Below are 15210 nucleotides of genomic sequence, written 5' to 3' on the forward strand. Positions count from 1 at the left end.
GACTACCCATTCAAAGCAAAAGATATGCCTAATATGGCGGAATCTGACTATTATTTATGCTGCTCAAGATGATTTCTTTCAAACCACTCTATGTATAGACAGAAAATGGCTGCTTCTCCCCTACGTGCACGAAATTAAGACAAGGCCTTAGAGCTTGTTTAAATTTTGATTTAGCCAGCGAAAACAGGGAGCGAAAGGTTCTGGCGAAGCGTTTTTTGAGTAGCGTAGCAGCGCTACGGTAAGAGAAAAAGGCGATGCCAGGTTCTTTTGATGCCTGTTTGCAGCGCAAAAGACAAATTTAAACATGCTCTTAACTTTGTTTTAACTTTCAACTGTCCCGTGTACCTTTGCACATGCCAGAAAAGATACTCATCCTAGATTTTGGGTCTCAATACACCCAGCTGATTGCCCGCCGCGTGCGCGAGTTGAACGTCTACTGTGAAATTGTCCCGTTCAACAAAATCCCGGAACTTACCCCAGACACCAAAGGCGTCATCTTGTCGGGGAGCCCTAGTTCTGTGCGGGAGGAAAATTACCCCAATCCAGGTTTGACTCCGTTTTTAGGCAACTTGCCGGTGCTGGGTGTGTGTTACGGCGCACAGCTTATGGCGCAGGAAGGCGGCGGCGAAGTGATTGCCTCTACCATTAGAGAATACGGCCGCGCCAAGCTCAACCACGTGGACCAACACAACCGCCTGTTCAAAGAAATCACCCTGGACTCGCAGGTTTGGATGAGCCACGGCGATACCATCAAGCGCATAGCCGATAATTTTGAGATCATCGCTAGCACAGAATCTGTGCAGGTGGCCGCTTATAAAGTAAAAGACCAGGAAACCTACGGCATTCAGTTTCACCCAGAAGTCACCCACTCCACCGAGGGCAAAACCTTGCTCCGGAACTTTGTGGTGCACATCTGTGAGTGTTCGCAAGATTGGACGCCGGACCAATTCATTGAAAGCACCGTAGCTGAACTCAAAGCCCAGATTGGCGATGACAAGGTAATCTTAGGCTTGTCAGGTGGCGTGGATTCCAGCGTGGCGGCCATGTTGATCCATCAGGCCATCGGCAAAAACTTGTATTGCATTTTTGTAGACAACGGCTTGCTGCGGAAGAATGAGTTTGAAGACGTGCTGCACTCTTACAAAGACATGGGCCTGAACGTGAAAGGCGTTGACGCGAAGGACTTGTTCTATTCGGCGCTAGCCGGGCTCACCGACCCAGAAGCCAAGCGTAAAGCCATTGGCAAGGTGTTCATTGACGTGTTTGACCAGGAATCACACCAGGTGGAAGACGCCAAATGGCTGGGCCAGGGCACAATTTACCCAGACGTGATTGAGTCGGTGTCCGTGAAAGGCCCGAGCGCGACCATAAAATCGCACCACAACGTGGGTGGTCTGCCAGATTACATGAAACTGAAAGTGGTGGAACCGCTCAAGACTTTGTTTAAAGACGAAGTTAGGTTAGTGGGCAAGACCCTGGGCATTGCTGATACTATCATCGGGCGGCATCCGTTCCCGGGTCCGGGCTTGGCCATCAGAATCTTAGGCGACATTACCCCGGAGAAAGTAGCCATTCTGCAGGAAGTAGATCACATCTTCATTTCTTCGTTGAAAAAAACGGGCTTGTATGACCAGGTGTGGCAGGCGGGCGCTATGCTGTTGCCTATCCAGAGCGTAGGCGTAATGGGCGATGAGCGCACCTATGAACGCGTGGTGGCCCTCAGAGCCGTGTCCAGTATTGACGGCATGACCGCCGATTGGTGCCACTTGCCGTATGAGTTCCTGGCCGATGTCTCCAACGAGATTATCAACAAGGTGCGCGGCGTGAACCGCGTAGTCTATGACATCAGCTCCAAACCACCCGCTACCATTGAGTGGGAATAATTCCGTTTTCGGGCTCTATTTCTGAAATACATGAAAAAACGACTTGTAGTATCATTAGTGGCGGGCGTTTGTCTGGGCTTGCAGGTGCAGGCCCAGACAAACGCTGACCTTAACACGCGCCTGGAGAACGGCCGCCTGTTGGTGGAGCAGCAGAAATATGAGTTGGCCATGGCTGAGCTGTTGCCCATCACGGCAGCGGCCACCGGCAAAACCTATGCACCCAACGCCGCTTTTCTATACAGTGTGGCCGCCACCCGCCAGAAGAAGTGGACCGAAGCCGATAAAATGCTCACGCAACTGACCACCGACCACCCCACCTGGCCGGGCTTGGCAGATGCGCAATATTTGCACGGGCAAGTATTGTTCGAGAAAAAGGAATATTTGCGGGCGCTCAATGCCTTGGCTCCTATTCAAGACGCAAGGCTGCAAGCCGAGGCGGCCAATATGAAACGCCATTACGCCCTGCAACTCACAGACAAAGGCACGTTTCAGTATTTGCTCCGGCAGTTTCCGCAAGACGCTACCCTGGCCAAAGCCTACGCCGACAAGTTGGTGGGCGGCTGGTTCACCGAGCAGGACAGGCCACAGTTGGAAAGCCTGGTTCGACAGTTCAACTTAGACAGAAGCTACCTCCAGCGCACGGCGGCCATCAAAAAGAATGAATACAACGTGGCAGTGCTGCTGCCATTCAATCTGCCGGCCCAGGGCGTGCGGGTAGACAAGAAAAACCTGTACGTCACGGACTTTTACGCTGGCATGCTGGCGGCGCAGGACTCCTTGCAGAAACAAGGAATTCGGGTGAATCTTTTCCCTTATGACACCGGCAATGACACTGCGCAGGTAAGACAGGTCATGAATTTGCTCGAAATGAGCACCATGGACGTGGTGGTGGGCCCCATTTTTAAAGGAAGCAGTGCCTTTGCCGCCAAAATTGCTCAGCAGCGCAACCTGAACATGGTTAATCCATTCTCAGATGACCTGGACATTGTAAAAGGCAACCCCTATCTGTATTTGATGGAAGCGTCTTTGGCCACCCAAGGGCAACGTGCCGCTACTTACGCTTACCAGACCTTCGCTAAAAAGACGGCGGTTTTGGTGTATGACAGCGAAAAAAATGACACCACCTTTGCCGGCAATTTCAGGAGAACCTACACTGCGTTGGGCGGAAAAGTGACGGCGGACAAAATAAACTCCAAGACGTCTGGCAGCGTGAGCGGCGCATTGGGCGGCGTGAATCTTAAAGATTTGGGCGTGTTGGTGGTGCAGAGTACGGCCAACAACGTGGCCTCTAGCACGGTCAGTTTTCTGGAGCAACGCGCCTCTAAAGTACCGGTGTTGGTACCGCAGACCTGGCTGGAGAACAACCAACTCAGTTTTCCGCAGTTAGATTTCCTGGAGATGTACTTCATGGCGCCCAAATACGTGGACCCAGAGAACCCGGCCATGCAGAGTTTCAAAAATGCGTACACTATGAAATACAACCTGCCTCCCTCCTCGTTCACGTACAGCGGGTTTGAGCTGGTCAATTATTTCGGGCGGCAGTTGCATGAAAAAGGCTATGCGGCGCCTCTCAAATTGGGCACCGTGCAGCAGGGCGTGTTTTACCAGGGCCTAGGATTTCAGCATACCTCTGGCAAACTGGCGCAAGACAACCAGTACCTGCCCATTTTAAAACTGGAGAATAACCGCCTGCTGGTAGTCAACCCCATATTTTAAGTTTTGGCCGAACCATCAAACTAAGTACTTATCTTTCTATTTATAAGTGACCAGTTTCCGTTTTCGGGCTCATTTCCAGGAATGAGCCCGAAAACGGAAACTGGTTTTAACCAACTCATAAGGCCCACCTGTAATTAACAATTCGGTCTATTTCTAAAACTCAACTTGCCATGTCATTGAACCATACCACCAGCCAAGAACTTTTCCAGCGTGCCCAAAAGTCCATTCCGGGGGGCGTCAACTCACCAGTGCGGGCGTTCAGGGCCGTGGGCGGCCAACCGCTTTTCCTGAAAGGCGCCAAAGGAGCCCTCCTCTATGACGAAGACGGAAACCAGTACCTGGACCTGATTAATTCCTGGGGTCCTATGATTCTGGGACACGCGCATGAGGTGATTGAGAAAGCCGTGCGGGATGCCCTTCCGGGTTCGCTTTCATTTGGGGCACCTACCCGCCGCGAAATTGAAATGGCCGAGCTCATCATCAGCATGGTGCCCAGCGTGGAGAAAGTGCGCATGGTGAACTCCGGCACAGAAGCCACTATGTCTGCCATACGGGTGGCGCGCGGCTTCACCGGCAGAGACAAAATGATCAAGTTTGAAGGCTGCTACCATGGCCACGGCGACTCTTTCCTGATTGCCGCCGGCAGCGGGGCCATCACCCTGGGCGTGCCCGACAGTCCCGGCGTGACCAAAGGTGTCGCCAATGACACCCTTACCGCCCCTTTCAATGACCTGGCTTCCGTGCAGACTTTGATTGACGCCAACCCCGCCCAAATTGCGGCCATCATCTTAGAACCGGTGGTAGGCAACATGGGCTTGGTGGCTCCGGCAGAAGGTTTCTTGCAAGGCTTGCGCGACCTATGCACCAAAGAAGGCATTGTCTTGATTTTTGACGAAGTGATGACCGGTTTCCGGTTGGCCAAAGGTGGTGCGCAGGAATTATATGGCGTAACCCCAGACATGACTACGCTGGGCAAAATCATTGGCGGCGGCATGCCCGTGGGCGCCTACGGCGGACGAGTGGACATCATGAACGCCGTGGCCCCGGCCGGACCCGTGTACCAGGCCGGCACGCTGTCAGGCAACCCCATTGCTATGTCGGCGGGGTTGGCGGCGCTGGGCTACCTGAACGAGCACCCAGAAGTCTACACGCAGCTCCAGCAAATCACCGACCAGCTGGTGAACGGCACTAAACAGAACATGCAGAAACTTGGTTTGAACTACACCATTAACCAGGTGGGCTCTATGTTCAGCTTGTTTTTCACGGAGCAACCAGTCACTGATTTCGCTTCGGCCAAAACCTCAGACCTGGCACTTTTTGGCAAGTATTTCCATGAAATGCTGCAACGTGGCATCTACCTGGCCCCATCACAGTTTGAGACTTTGTTTGTTTCCACGGCCATCACCCAAGACCTGGCAGAATCCTACATACAAGCCAACCTGGAAGCCTTACAAGCCATTAAAGGTTAATCATAAAGACCTTTTTAAAAGCCGAAGCGGCGCCAGAGCAATACTGGTGCCGCTTCGGCTTTCTAGCAAGTTCAAAGTTTTTCTGTTTTTGGCTCCGTTTCCGGAAATGAGCCCGAAAACGGGAGTTATTATTTTTGTTGCCGTGTGGTTTTCTTAGGCCAAAAGTAATTGCGGAAAGTTTCACCTGCGACGAGGGTAGAAATCAGCATCAAGAAGTACAGCAGAAGGTAGCCTCTGGAAAAGAAACTTCTGGTAAAACAATCGGTAACGGCCAGGGTCATTGCCGCAATGCCTAGAGCCCACACAACAGTGACAAGTAGAAGGTGCTTTTTAGTAGGCTGACTTGGCCAGGAAGATTTCTGCTGAAGCATACGTTTTGAATTTCAGCTAGAAGGTAAGAATTCGCCTTATATATTTCAGGGAAACTTTTGAAAGACTATCCAAAATTTCCGTTTTCGGACTCATTTCCAGAAATGAGCCCGAAAACGGAAATTTGACTTTTAGTGCTTACCTTTCACGTATGTCTGTGAACCCCCACCCTTCCGCTTTCTGCTTAGATATTGCCATCACCGCTTCTGACATTGATGACTTGGGCCACGTGAACAACGTGGTGTACCTGAAATGGGTGCAGGAGGTGTCTTCGGGGCATTGGGATGAGATTGCGCCGCCCGCCATCAAGGAAAAATACCTGTGGGTAGTGCTCCGGCACGAAATTGATTTTTTGAAACCGGTTTTTCTGGGCGAATCCATCACCGGCTACACGTGGGTGGGAGATTACCAGGGCGCCAAATTTGAACGGTACGTGACCTTGTACAAAGCCGGAACTCTGGAAAAAGTGGCGTCGGCTAAAACCATCTGGTGCCTGGTAGATGCCAAATCCATACGCCCCATGCGCATTGAACAAGAACTGGTAGATCTCCTAAACCAACCAATACTTTAAAGTGAAGAGGAAATTCGGTTTATTCACAGCTTATTTATAAATCGTAGTTTAGCAGCCCTGCATTCACCAACAAATACGTTTCCCGCTGCCGGAATTGTTAAGGTGGTATTTCCTAAGTGGTTAGTGATTGAATCATTCAACCAAAACCTGTGTTGCAGAGCCACATTCATGAAGCACAACCCTAAGCAAAAATCCTTGAAACTTCCATTTGTAGCGGCTCTTTCAAACACCTTGGGCAACGCCTTTTGCCTGGCGCTTTTCCTGGTATTCAGCTTGGCAAGTGGCCAGGTGCTGGCCCAGGGAATAATCAAAGGCAACCTGGCGGTTTCTTTGCATAAGTCCAGCACCAACACGGTGGTGGTGATTAAATACCACATTCTGCGAGACACGGTGGTATCTGACCTAAGCCCAACGTTGCTGAATTTCACGGATCAGGGGACCCTGGTGCTGGTCAATGAGAAAAACACGCCTATTTCGCTCCGGAAAAAGAATGATTCAGTGTTGGTCTCCTATGTGAAACCCGTGAATTCTGCCATAGCCATTGATAAATTCGGGAAAATGGTGGCAACAGTATCAACGTCACAGTTTGTGCTGGAATATAAAGGCGTGCCGTTGGCCATCCAGAATTTCAAAGGCACGTTCAAAGACCTGGCCACCACCGTTGAGTGGACCACCGCCAATGAAAACGGAAATGATTTCTTTGTGCTGCAGAAAGGCGATGGCAAAGTGTTCAGGGAGGTTAGCCGCGTGACTGCGGCCGGTTTCTCATCGGGCCAGCACAAGTACCGCCTCACCGACCCCATCTCGGGCCAGAACGAGGTGGACTATTACCGCCTCAAGGTAGTGGAGGTCACCGGCAGATATTATTATTCCTCCGTTATATCAGTGGCCCGCGAAGGCAGCCTCAAAAGCTATTTAGGTTTCACCATTGCCATAGATGAAAAGCCCAGGTTCCTGCTCGCGCTTTCGGCCAGCGGCCAGGTGCTTGGCTCATACCAACTGGAAAGCCAGGCACTGCCGGAGATTCCCGGAAGTATGAAAGGCACGGTGCTCTTCCGGTTGATCACAGACAGAAAGGCCTACACCAAGAAATTATACGTCACTGACTAAGGAGTTGGGTTGTTGCTGGCAAGACCCTGCGGGCAGGAAGGGTGGCAAGAACCACTTTTTACGTGTACCTTGCAGTAAAATTACACATTCTGCATGATACTCACCGACCTTCAGATTCTGGCTGAAATTGACAAAGGCACCATTCTCATTGAGCCCTATGACCGCACATTTCTAGGCACCAATTCCTATGACGTGCATTTGGGCAAATACCTGGCTTCTTACAAAGATGATGTGCTGGATGCCCGCAAGCACAATGAGATTGATGTGTTTGAGATTCCAGAAGAAGGCTTTGTGCTGCAGCCCGGCCAACTCTACCTGGGCGTGACCGAGGAGTACACCGAGACCCACGCGCACGTACCGTTCCTGGAAGGAAAATCCAGCGTGGGCCGCCTGGGCATTGACATTCATGCCACCGCCGGCAAAGGCGATGTAGGCTTCTGCAACCACTGGACCCTGGAAATCTCTGTGAGCCAGAAAGTGCGCGTGTACCACAACATGCCCATTGGCCAGCTCATTTATTTTGAGGTGAAAGGCGGCATTGAAAATTACTACAACCAGAAAGCCAACGCCAAATACAACCAGCGGTCTGTGTACCCGGTGGAGTCTATGATGTGGAAAAACAAGTTCTAACTAGTATTGAAGGCTACGGGTTTTGCAGAATAAGCAGGTCTCATTTGCACTGCAGCAAGAACTTTGGCGCAGATTAGAATGAAGGCCGCAGCCAGGCAACAAACTGAGTTGTATCTCGTTTCTTTTAAAGGAATTCAACTTTTCCGGCTTGGATTTTGTTTTGACAATAATGGCACGGGAATTGCGTAGGATTAATCAAAACAGAAAGACTATGAAAAGATTTGTGTATACCTTGGTTCTGATGATAGCAGTAGGATTCACTTCTTTTGCACAGAACGTAGAAACAGCTGAACAGCGCGCCAAAGGCATTTCAGATAGAATGATCAGAGAGTTGCAGCTCAATAACTTCCAATCACGCAAGATCAGGGAAATTAACCTTGACAAGGCCAAGAAGATGATGGAGTTTGAGGCCAAGTTTGCCGGCAACCAAGCTGAGCTGGACAAATGCTTCATGGGCGTTTGTAAGGAGCGCGACAAGGAAGTAGAAAGAGTATTGAGCACCGCCCAGTATTCACAGTACTACAGCGCTCGCAAGGCCTTCAACTCCTTTGACCGCGAGTACGCCATGAAACTGCAGAAAGAGAACGGCAAAGCGGCCAAAGCCTTGGTAGCCCAAGACCAGGCAGATGCTAAACGTACTTTCCCTGCCACCCAGACCGCGGTGATCAAGGAGACTTCCAAAAACGAAAAATAGAAACCAGTTAATAAGCAACAAAAAAGCCGCTCTAGAAGCGGCTTTTTTGTTGTCTTTGCTTTTTAATGCTGACAGTTACTGCGGGTTCTGGGCATTGCGTTTCTGTTGCTCTTCCACGTGTTGCATCAATTCCTGGCACAGGCTGCGCATTTTTTCGGCCATGAGCTTGTCATTGGTAGCGGTTTCAATGCTCTGGGCCATGGCGCCCATGGTGTCAATGTAGAAATATTTCATCTCATCAACGGGCATGTCTTTGGTCCAGAGGTCAATTTTCATGGTGCCGGTGTCATTGCGGTCCCAGAGCGAAATGTTGATGGCCTTGGCGAAGTGGATATCTGTGCCGGCGTCTGTGGCGCTCCAGCTAATGGCCTCTGGCACGCGTTGGTCATCTAAGGCAATGCTGAAATGTATCTCTGATTTTTTCATCTGTTTCATGGTCTGCTGCACCACCAGGGTGCTATTTCTGAAAGTGCAAAGGTAAAACGATTTTCTTGGTTTTGGCGGGTCAAAAGCAAAACCTTCACCGTATCCTATAAGAAAGTACCCCGGCCTTAACGCAAGTTTTTCCCAAGACAGAAAAATATCACCGGCGCAAGGCTATCCGTTTTCGGGCCCATTTCCAGAAATGAGCCCTAAAACGGAAATTGCAGCTGATGCTTTACTGCAAAAAAAGCCTTCCCTATTTTCATAAGGAAGGCTTTTCACTATTTCTGACAATAGACCTTACACGTAGTTGTTCAGCATTACCGGCATCACCAGCATCAAGATGCTTTCTTCGTCATCATTGGCGGCGGGCATTAAGAGGCCGGCGCGGTTAGGCGTGGACAGTTCCAGCGTGATTTCGTCTGAATCCATGTTGCTCAGCATTTCTGTGAGGAACTTGGCGTTGAAGCCAATCTCCATGTCTTCGCCGTCATACTGGCACGTCAGGCGCTCAGAAGCCTCATTGGAGAAGTCCAGGTCCTCTGCGGAGATTTGCAGTTCACTGCCGGTAATGCGCAGGCGCACCTGATGGGTGGTTTTATTGGAGTAAATAGAGATACGCTTCACCGAGCTCAGGAAGTCATAACGGTCAATGCTCAGCTTATTGGGGTTCTGCACCGGAATCACGTTCTCATAATCTGGGTAACGCTCATCAATGAGGCGGCAGATCATCTTGATGTTGTCAAAGCTGAAGAACGCGTTGGACGTGTTGAACTCCACCCGTACGGCCGTGGCTTCACTGGGCAAGGTTGACTTTAACAAGTTGAACGCTTTCTTTGGAATGATGATAGAGGCCGTATTCTCGCTGCCAATATCTTTGCGGCGGTAGCGGAGCAAACGGTGACCGTCGGTGGCCACAAAGGTGATGTTATCAGTACCCAACTGAATGTAAATACCCGTCATGGCCGGTCTCAGTTCATCATTGCTTACCGCAAAAATGGTCTTGTTAATGGCCCGGCTCAAAACGTTAGACGGAATCTCAATGGCGTTACCGCCGCGCACCACCGGCACCCGCGGGAAATCAGTGGCGTTTTCGCCAGACAATTTATAACGGCCGTTAGACGAACTGATTTCAATGGTATAGGTTTCCTCATCAATGGTGAAGGTCACCGGCTGGTCTGGCAAGTTCTTAAGCGTGTCAATGAGAATGCGGGCGGGGGCGGCAATGCGGCCGTTTTCGCGGGCCTCCACGTGTATCTCCGTGATCATGGAGGTCTCCAAATCACTGGCCGTGATGGTCAAGACGCCATCGTTGATCTCAAACAGAAAGTTCTCCAGAATGGGAACCACCGGGTTGTTGGCCACAACCCCGTTTATGCTGGTCAACTGCTTCAGCAGAGCCGTAGAAGATACAATGAATTTCATGCGGTATAGTCGTTTTGAGGAAGGTCGTTAATAAGGCAAAGTTAACCAAAAAAGGATTTTTTCCTACTTCTGCGGACTGCTTTGTTTTTCCGTTAAAACCTGTTTTTGGCCCCGTTTTCATAAATGAGCCCGAAAACGGAAACAGGTTGCCCCGGTAGTCAAAACCCGGGCAACCTGTTCCTTTTCTTCCGCTGACGGCGGTGTAACTATTTGATCTTTTTGTGTTTCCTCAGGAAAGCAGCCTTTGACGTAATGGTTTGGCTTGCTGCTTTTCTAGCCATTTGGTTAAGTTCCGGGGCCAGCTGGAAAATAAGGTTGGGCTCGGCCACCGTCACTGCCGCCTGCCGGTTGAAGAAAGACACCACCTCCAGCACAGACCCGCTGGAGTTTTTGTCGGCGGTTAAGATATGGATGTCATCTGAGAATGAGAACAAGATTTTGGTGTTGGTTTGGTTGACCAGCGCTTCCAGTTGGGCCAAGGTGCCGCTTCCTTCAATAGAGACCAGAAACTCACTGGACACGCCAACCCAGGCAAAGCCGTCTGCATTGTACACCTCGGGGTCAAACACCGGATTTGCAAACTGCACCGCGGGGTATTTCTCCAGGGCCTTCCGCAATTTGTCGGCTTCAAAGCACGTGCTTCCTGGGTTTAATCTGACCATAGTAACCACGCCCGCCTCGGTGAAGACCTCCCCTTCCAGGCTGTCAACCACCGGGAAACCGGCCAAAAGTTGCTGCTTGTCTTGCTGGCTTAAACCTTCTGCAAAACCTACCAAAACCAGTTGGCCCCACGCCTTGCTGTAAGTGACGGTGCCTTCAAACTTATTGAAATAGGAATATTCTGTACAGGCCGCGGTGCGAGCTTCCTCAGACAATGCCAGGGAAGCATCAGTAGGCTCCACCGTATCTTGGTTGCAGGAGAACAGAAAAGGCAACGCGGCTAAGACCAGGAAATGAGATAGAAAACGTGTCATACAAAAGATATTTATTTGGAGGAATACCTTGTACGGAATAGTCTTAAAAGAAGTCTAACAAACCTTTACCTTATTTTTTCGCCGTTTATATTGGACAATTACTATATCACTTCAGCTTTTTCTATTGCTGTAACTTCTCTTTTTGAACTTTAAAACCTATGCGACAGCCTTTCAACGCCGTGAAATTTGTGGAACTATCTTATATTTAAAGAAAAAAACACCTTCAGGAATTCGCGATTATATTTATTCAAATGAAAAACTTATACACCGGGCTGGTTATTGCTTTTGCCTTTTGTTTGGGCACCCAGCAGGCTTCAGCGCAATACAATTACGTGCAAGCGGCTTCAAGGGCTATGGCTGCTAACCAGATGAACCACAACATGCAGTTTCAAATGATGCACATGATGCATATGACCATGGCTCGCCAGAGCACGGCCTTGTATAATCCTAAAGCTACTTACCAAGTGGTGCTCCTGGACAGCTCAGAAATCATGGTGAAGTCAAAAATCATGTTTGATGAAAAGAACCGAAGCTACCTGGAGCAGGAAAACCCGAAACTGAGGAAATCTGACCCAAACCGCATCCAGAAAATCTACCCCAGTGACACGCGTGTCATCAGAAAATTAGATGGCTACGGCCGCTTGCTGACGCCGGGTTTGCCCGCCGATAGTTGCTGGCTTTTTAAGCAGGTTTCTGGCAAAATTAACGGCTACACGTTTTTACCCATGGGCGAAGGCTTAGATATTGGCTACTTCAAATTTCTACAGAAAGGCGAAACGGGACCCCTCCAGCGAATACACAAAGATTCTATGTTGGTCATGATGCAGGACAATGAAAAAGCCGTGAAGCTCTTGCAGAAAAACAAAGCCTTTGATGCCCTCACCAAATACAACCAACAATAAGTAGCTGGCTTAGCGTTTTGGGGCTCATTTCTGGAAATGAGCCCCAAAACGCTATAGCAAGGTGAGACCACTTCGGCGATCAATTTTACCAGTGGCTGTTTCAGGCAGACGGGGCAGGTAGCCAAACTGCTTCGGGATTTCATATTTACCGAGGCTTTCGCTTAGCTTGCCTTTCAAGTTCTGCTCCTCTTCCTCGGTGAGCGGGCCTCCTTCCAACACGGCAATCAGGCGCTCGCCCAGGGCTTCATCTGGCAACGCAGCGGCGAAGCACCTTCTCGTCATCCCGAGTTCTGCCAACGCCTCTTCCAGCGCATTTTCCACTTTCTCCAGCTGAACTTTCACGCCACCGGAGTTCACGGTGTTGTCAGCGCGGCCGAGCCATTTGAACGAATGCGCGTCTACCATTTCCACGCGGTCATTGGTGACCAGAATTTCATTACCAGTCACATCCGCTGAAATAGTAAGACAGCCACGCTCGTCCTGGTCTAATATGATTTCTGAGGGAGCGGTATAATAGTCTTTTCTTTCCGGCCCGTTCAACCGCCGCACCGCCACATGTGACACCGTTTCGGTCATGCCGTAGCTTTGAAACACGGGCACTTCCAGCAACTGGACTTTTTCTTCCAGCTGTTTAGAAACCGGCGCGCCGCCCAGCAGAATGGCTTTCATGCGGTTCAGCTTCTCCACTTTATCTGGCGTCTGCTCCAAAATAGTCTGCAGTTGCAGCGGCACCATGGCCACAAAATCAAACTCGGCTTCTGGGTCAAGATTGGCAAACGGGTTTCCTGAGGGCTCCACAATGGTCATGTGTAACTCGCCTACAAAACCGCGCACCAGCATCATCATGCCGGCAATGTATTCGGTGTTCAGGCAAACCAACACCCGGTCTTCAGGCTGAAGGTTAAACAGGCGAAGGGTGCGTTTGGCGCTGGCTTCCATGCGGTCGCGGGTCAGTTCCAGCCACTTGGGCGTGCCCGTGCTCCCCGAGGTCTGGATGGCGAATTCCTGCACGCCCTGCAGCCAGTTCTTGCAGAACTCCAGCGTCTTGGCCTCGTACCCGTCAATAGGAATGCTCTCCCTGAATGAATAATGCTGGATTTCATCTAAGAAAAACTTCTTCTGGTTGAGCAGCAGATGGTCTGGCATGGGCTAAATGGATGATTGTTAATTGCTGATGGTTATTCGAGGACCGGAAAGATTGGTTGTGTATCCCTATTGAGGACATTATCCTCAATTGATAATAAAATTCACTTCTTCGTTTTATTTTAACGCATATCGTCCCCCTTTGAAGGGGGTTGGGGGATGATTACTTTTGCCGAAATTCGCATTCCCATTATTTTAATCCTGCCGCAAGTTTAGGCGCAGCTGTAACTTGCGGCAGTTCTAGCTTCTTCAACGGCCTTATCATCCCCCTACCCCCTTCAAAGGGGGACGATATGTGTGCTAAAATAAAAATGCGTTTTTGGCTCCATTTTCAGAAATGAAGCCAAAAACGCATTTCGCGAATTTGTGGGGGGTATTTTAAAATAACAAAGTGAAGCAAAAGTAAAAAAAGTGCGAAATCTGTGCGAAATGGGCGTTTTTAGCAAATTTAACCTACCCATTGAATTAGCTGTTTACTTCCATTTGGTTTAATACCACTTCCATTCGTTTACAAGAAGTACTTCCATTAAGCCTCCAAACTACCACTTTCAATAGTAAAATGTGTGAAAACCGCACAAAAAAGCCCGTTTCCAGCAGCTTTGCAAAGAAACGGGCTTTATGTTTTAGTTAATCTATTCTAGAGCTTCTTTTTATTTTTCCTTTGAGGATGTATCTTTTCCATGCCTGCACCTGTGCTAAAAAAAGCCATGCGCTCTTTAATCTCTTTCTTCTTTTCTTCTGGCACTGGAGTGTTTTCGTCACCCATCACTAACTTATTGAAGTCCTCCTTACCACCCCATACAGCCATATAAATTAAGTGAATATAGTGACCAAGATCAAACTGAAATTTTGTTCTGGTTGTTTCTAACTCTTTGTAATACTGAACTTTACCTTCTAATGAAAGTGCATCGTATTCACTAACCAATAATCCGTCTTTCATTAAAACGCCTTCACCCTCTTTAGAACCATAGACGAATTCAATAGTCTTTCTAGGTGGTAAATAATTAGAAAGTGGTATCCAATCATAGTCAATATTTAGTAGGTGCCACCATGTTTCTCCTAAAAACATGAATTGTTTATAAAGGCGACTTATACCTACCTCCAAATCCTTTACCCTTCTATAAAGCTCTTCTTCTGATACCATCAGAACAGCAGTTTTAGCAGTTTGCTCTCCTTCTTCAAACTTTAACTTTTTAAGATACCGATTTCCCCCCAATCGATTTTCATTATTATTGATATTTTCATTATTAATAAGCGTTATCGATTTTATAAACATATCACCATCGCCACGAATCAACCAATTGGCAGAGACTAAGAAATGTTCAATTAAAGCGTGAATGACTTTTGCAGCAACTTCTTTTTTGCCGCTCTCCACAGCACTTATATAGGACTGTTTGAACCCAAGTTTAGAAGAAAATGCAGTTTGGCTCATTCCTAACTTTTCACGCACTTCCTTGAGTCGGTCATTAGGAGAAATATTTTCCATATCTAAAAGAGATAAAATAAATTCTTTTGCACTTGCTAATTATAACTATTGTATATAGGTTTGCGTAACTCAAGTCTAAATACAGACGCAAAGTAATAGATAATTTTAACAAATAATGATATGAGGCTGATAAAAGGAGTTTTGTTGCTGGAGTACACCGACTTGGTGGACACCTACGGCATAGGCCGGGGCACCATTGACTGCGGCGTAAGCAAATTCAGCAAAGGGCTATCCACCTCATGGGCCTCCATTAAAGACCCGGAAGACAAGCGCAAGCGGCTGATTATCTACAGCACCATCCCAGCCCACAGCAAGAAGCAGATGCCTTCTGAGCGGGAACTTATAAAACTTTGCCGCGACCAGGAAACAGAGCGGGCAAAAGTGGCGCAACTTATAACAGAAAGCGCAAACTAAC

The 15210-nt window shown here is 48.9% G+C and carries 14 protein-coding genes; 9 read left to right on the forward strand and 5 right to left on the reverse strand.

All coding sequences use genetic code 11. The features are described 5' to 3' along the window. Window positions 1–353 precede the first annotated feature (353 nt). From guaA to IMY23_RS05890, 7 genes are all read left to right on the forward strand, one after another. Window positions 354–1883: a glutamine-hydrolyzing GMP synthase gene (gene guaA, locus IMY23_RS05860; protein ID WP_192821189.1), complete on the forward strand. Its 1530-nt coding sequence runs from the start codon at window positions 354–356 to the stop codon at window positions 1881–1883. 30 nt (window positions 1884–1913) lie between these two features. Further along, on the forward strand, window positions 1914–3599 hold the full coding sequence (locus tag IMY23_RS05865) for an ABC transporter substrate-binding protein (RefSeq protein WP_192821190.1): 1686 nt from the start codon (window positions 1914–1916) through the stop codon (window positions 3597–3599). Between the two features lie 170 nt (window positions 3600–3769). Next, entirely contained in the window at window positions 3770–5068 is a 1299-nt protein-coding gene (gene hemL, locus IMY23_RS05870) for a glutamate-1-semialdehyde 2,1-aminomutase (RefSeq protein WP_192821191.1), read from the forward strand. 520 nt (window positions 5069–5588) lie between these two features. Next, entirely contained in the window at window positions 5589–6008 is a 420-nt protein-coding gene (locus IMY23_RS05875; RefSeq protein WP_192821192.1) for a thioesterase family protein, read from the forward strand. A 168-nt stretch (window positions 6009–6176) separates the two neighbouring features. After that, window positions 6177–7118 (forward strand): hypothetical protein, encoded by a 942-nt coding sequence (locus IMY23_RS05880; RefSeq protein WP_192821193.1) that lies wholly within the window; start codon window positions 6177–6179, stop codon window positions 7116–7118. A 93-nt stretch (window positions 7119–7211) separates the two neighbouring features. After that, window positions 7212–7748 (forward strand): dCTP deaminase, encoded by a 537-nt coding sequence (gene dcd / locus IMY23_RS05885; protein ID WP_192821194.1) that lies wholly within the window; start codon window positions 7212–7214, stop codon window positions 7746–7748. Between the two features lie 211 nt (window positions 7749–7959). Further along, window positions 7960–8442, forward strand: coding sequence for a hypothetical protein (locus IMY23_RS05890; protein WP_192821195.1), 483 nt, complete (start codon window positions 7960–7962; stop codon window positions 8440–8442). 75 nt (window positions 8443–8517) lie between these two features. On the opposite strand, the gene gldC is transcribed toward IMY23_RS05890, so the two are convergent. From gldC to IMY23_RS05905, 3 genes are all read right to left on the reverse strand, one after another. Then, the gene (gene gldC, locus IMY23_RS05895) at window positions 8518–8868 is read right to left on the reverse strand and encodes a gliding motility protein GldC (protein WP_192821196.1); all 351 of its coding nucleotides are present in this window, start codon (window positions 8866–8868) and stop codon (window positions 8518–8520) included. 297 nt (window positions 8869–9165) lie between these two features. Beyond that, window positions 9166–10290 (reverse strand): DNA polymerase III subunit beta, encoded by a 1125-nt coding sequence (gene dnaN / locus IMY23_RS05900; protein ID WP_192821197.1) that lies wholly within the window; start codon window positions 10288–10290, stop codon window positions 9166–9168. Window positions 10291–10496: 206 nt separating this feature from the next. Further along, complete coding sequence (locus tag IMY23_RS05905) at window positions 10497–11264, reverse strand: hypothetical protein (protein WP_192821198.1); 768 nt, start codon at window positions 11262–11264, stop codon at window positions 10497–10499. A 251-nt stretch (window positions 11265–11515) separates the two neighbouring features. Between IMY23_RS05905 and IMY23_RS05910 the strand changes: the two genes are divergently transcribed. Continuing rightward, window positions 11516–12166, forward strand: coding sequence for a hypothetical protein (locus IMY23_RS05910; RefSeq protein ID WP_192821199.1), 651 nt, complete (start codon window positions 11516–11518; stop codon window positions 12164–12166). A 51-nt stretch (window positions 12167–12217) separates the two neighbouring features. Here IMY23_RS05910 and IMY23_RS05915 read toward each other — a convergent pair whose 3' ends face one another. Both IMY23_RS05915 and IMY23_RS05920 read right to left on the reverse strand, forming a co-directional pair. Beyond that, entirely contained in the window at window positions 12218–13312 is a 1095-nt protein-coding gene (locus IMY23_RS05915; RefSeq protein WP_192821200.1) for an AMP-binding protein, read from the reverse strand. Between the two features lie 634 nt (window positions 13313–13946). Continuing rightward, window positions 13947–14795 (reverse strand): helix-turn-helix domain-containing protein, encoded by an 849-nt coding sequence (locus tag IMY23_RS05920; protein WP_192821201.1) that lies wholly within the window; start codon window positions 14793–14795, stop codon window positions 13947–13949. A 120-nt stretch (window positions 14796–14915) separates the two neighbouring features. Between IMY23_RS05920 and IMY23_RS05925 the strand changes: the two genes are divergently transcribed. Continuing rightward, on the forward strand, window positions 14916–15209 hold the full coding sequence (locus tag IMY23_RS05925; protein WP_192821202.1) for a hypothetical protein: 294 nt from the start codon (window positions 14916–14918) through the stop codon (window positions 15207–15209). The last annotated feature ends 1 nt before the right edge of the window (window position 15210 follow it).

The organism is Rufibacter sp. LB8 (assembly GCF_014876185.1).
GTDB lineage: Bacteria > Bacteroidota > Bacteroidia > Cytophagales > Hymenobacteraceae > Nibribacter.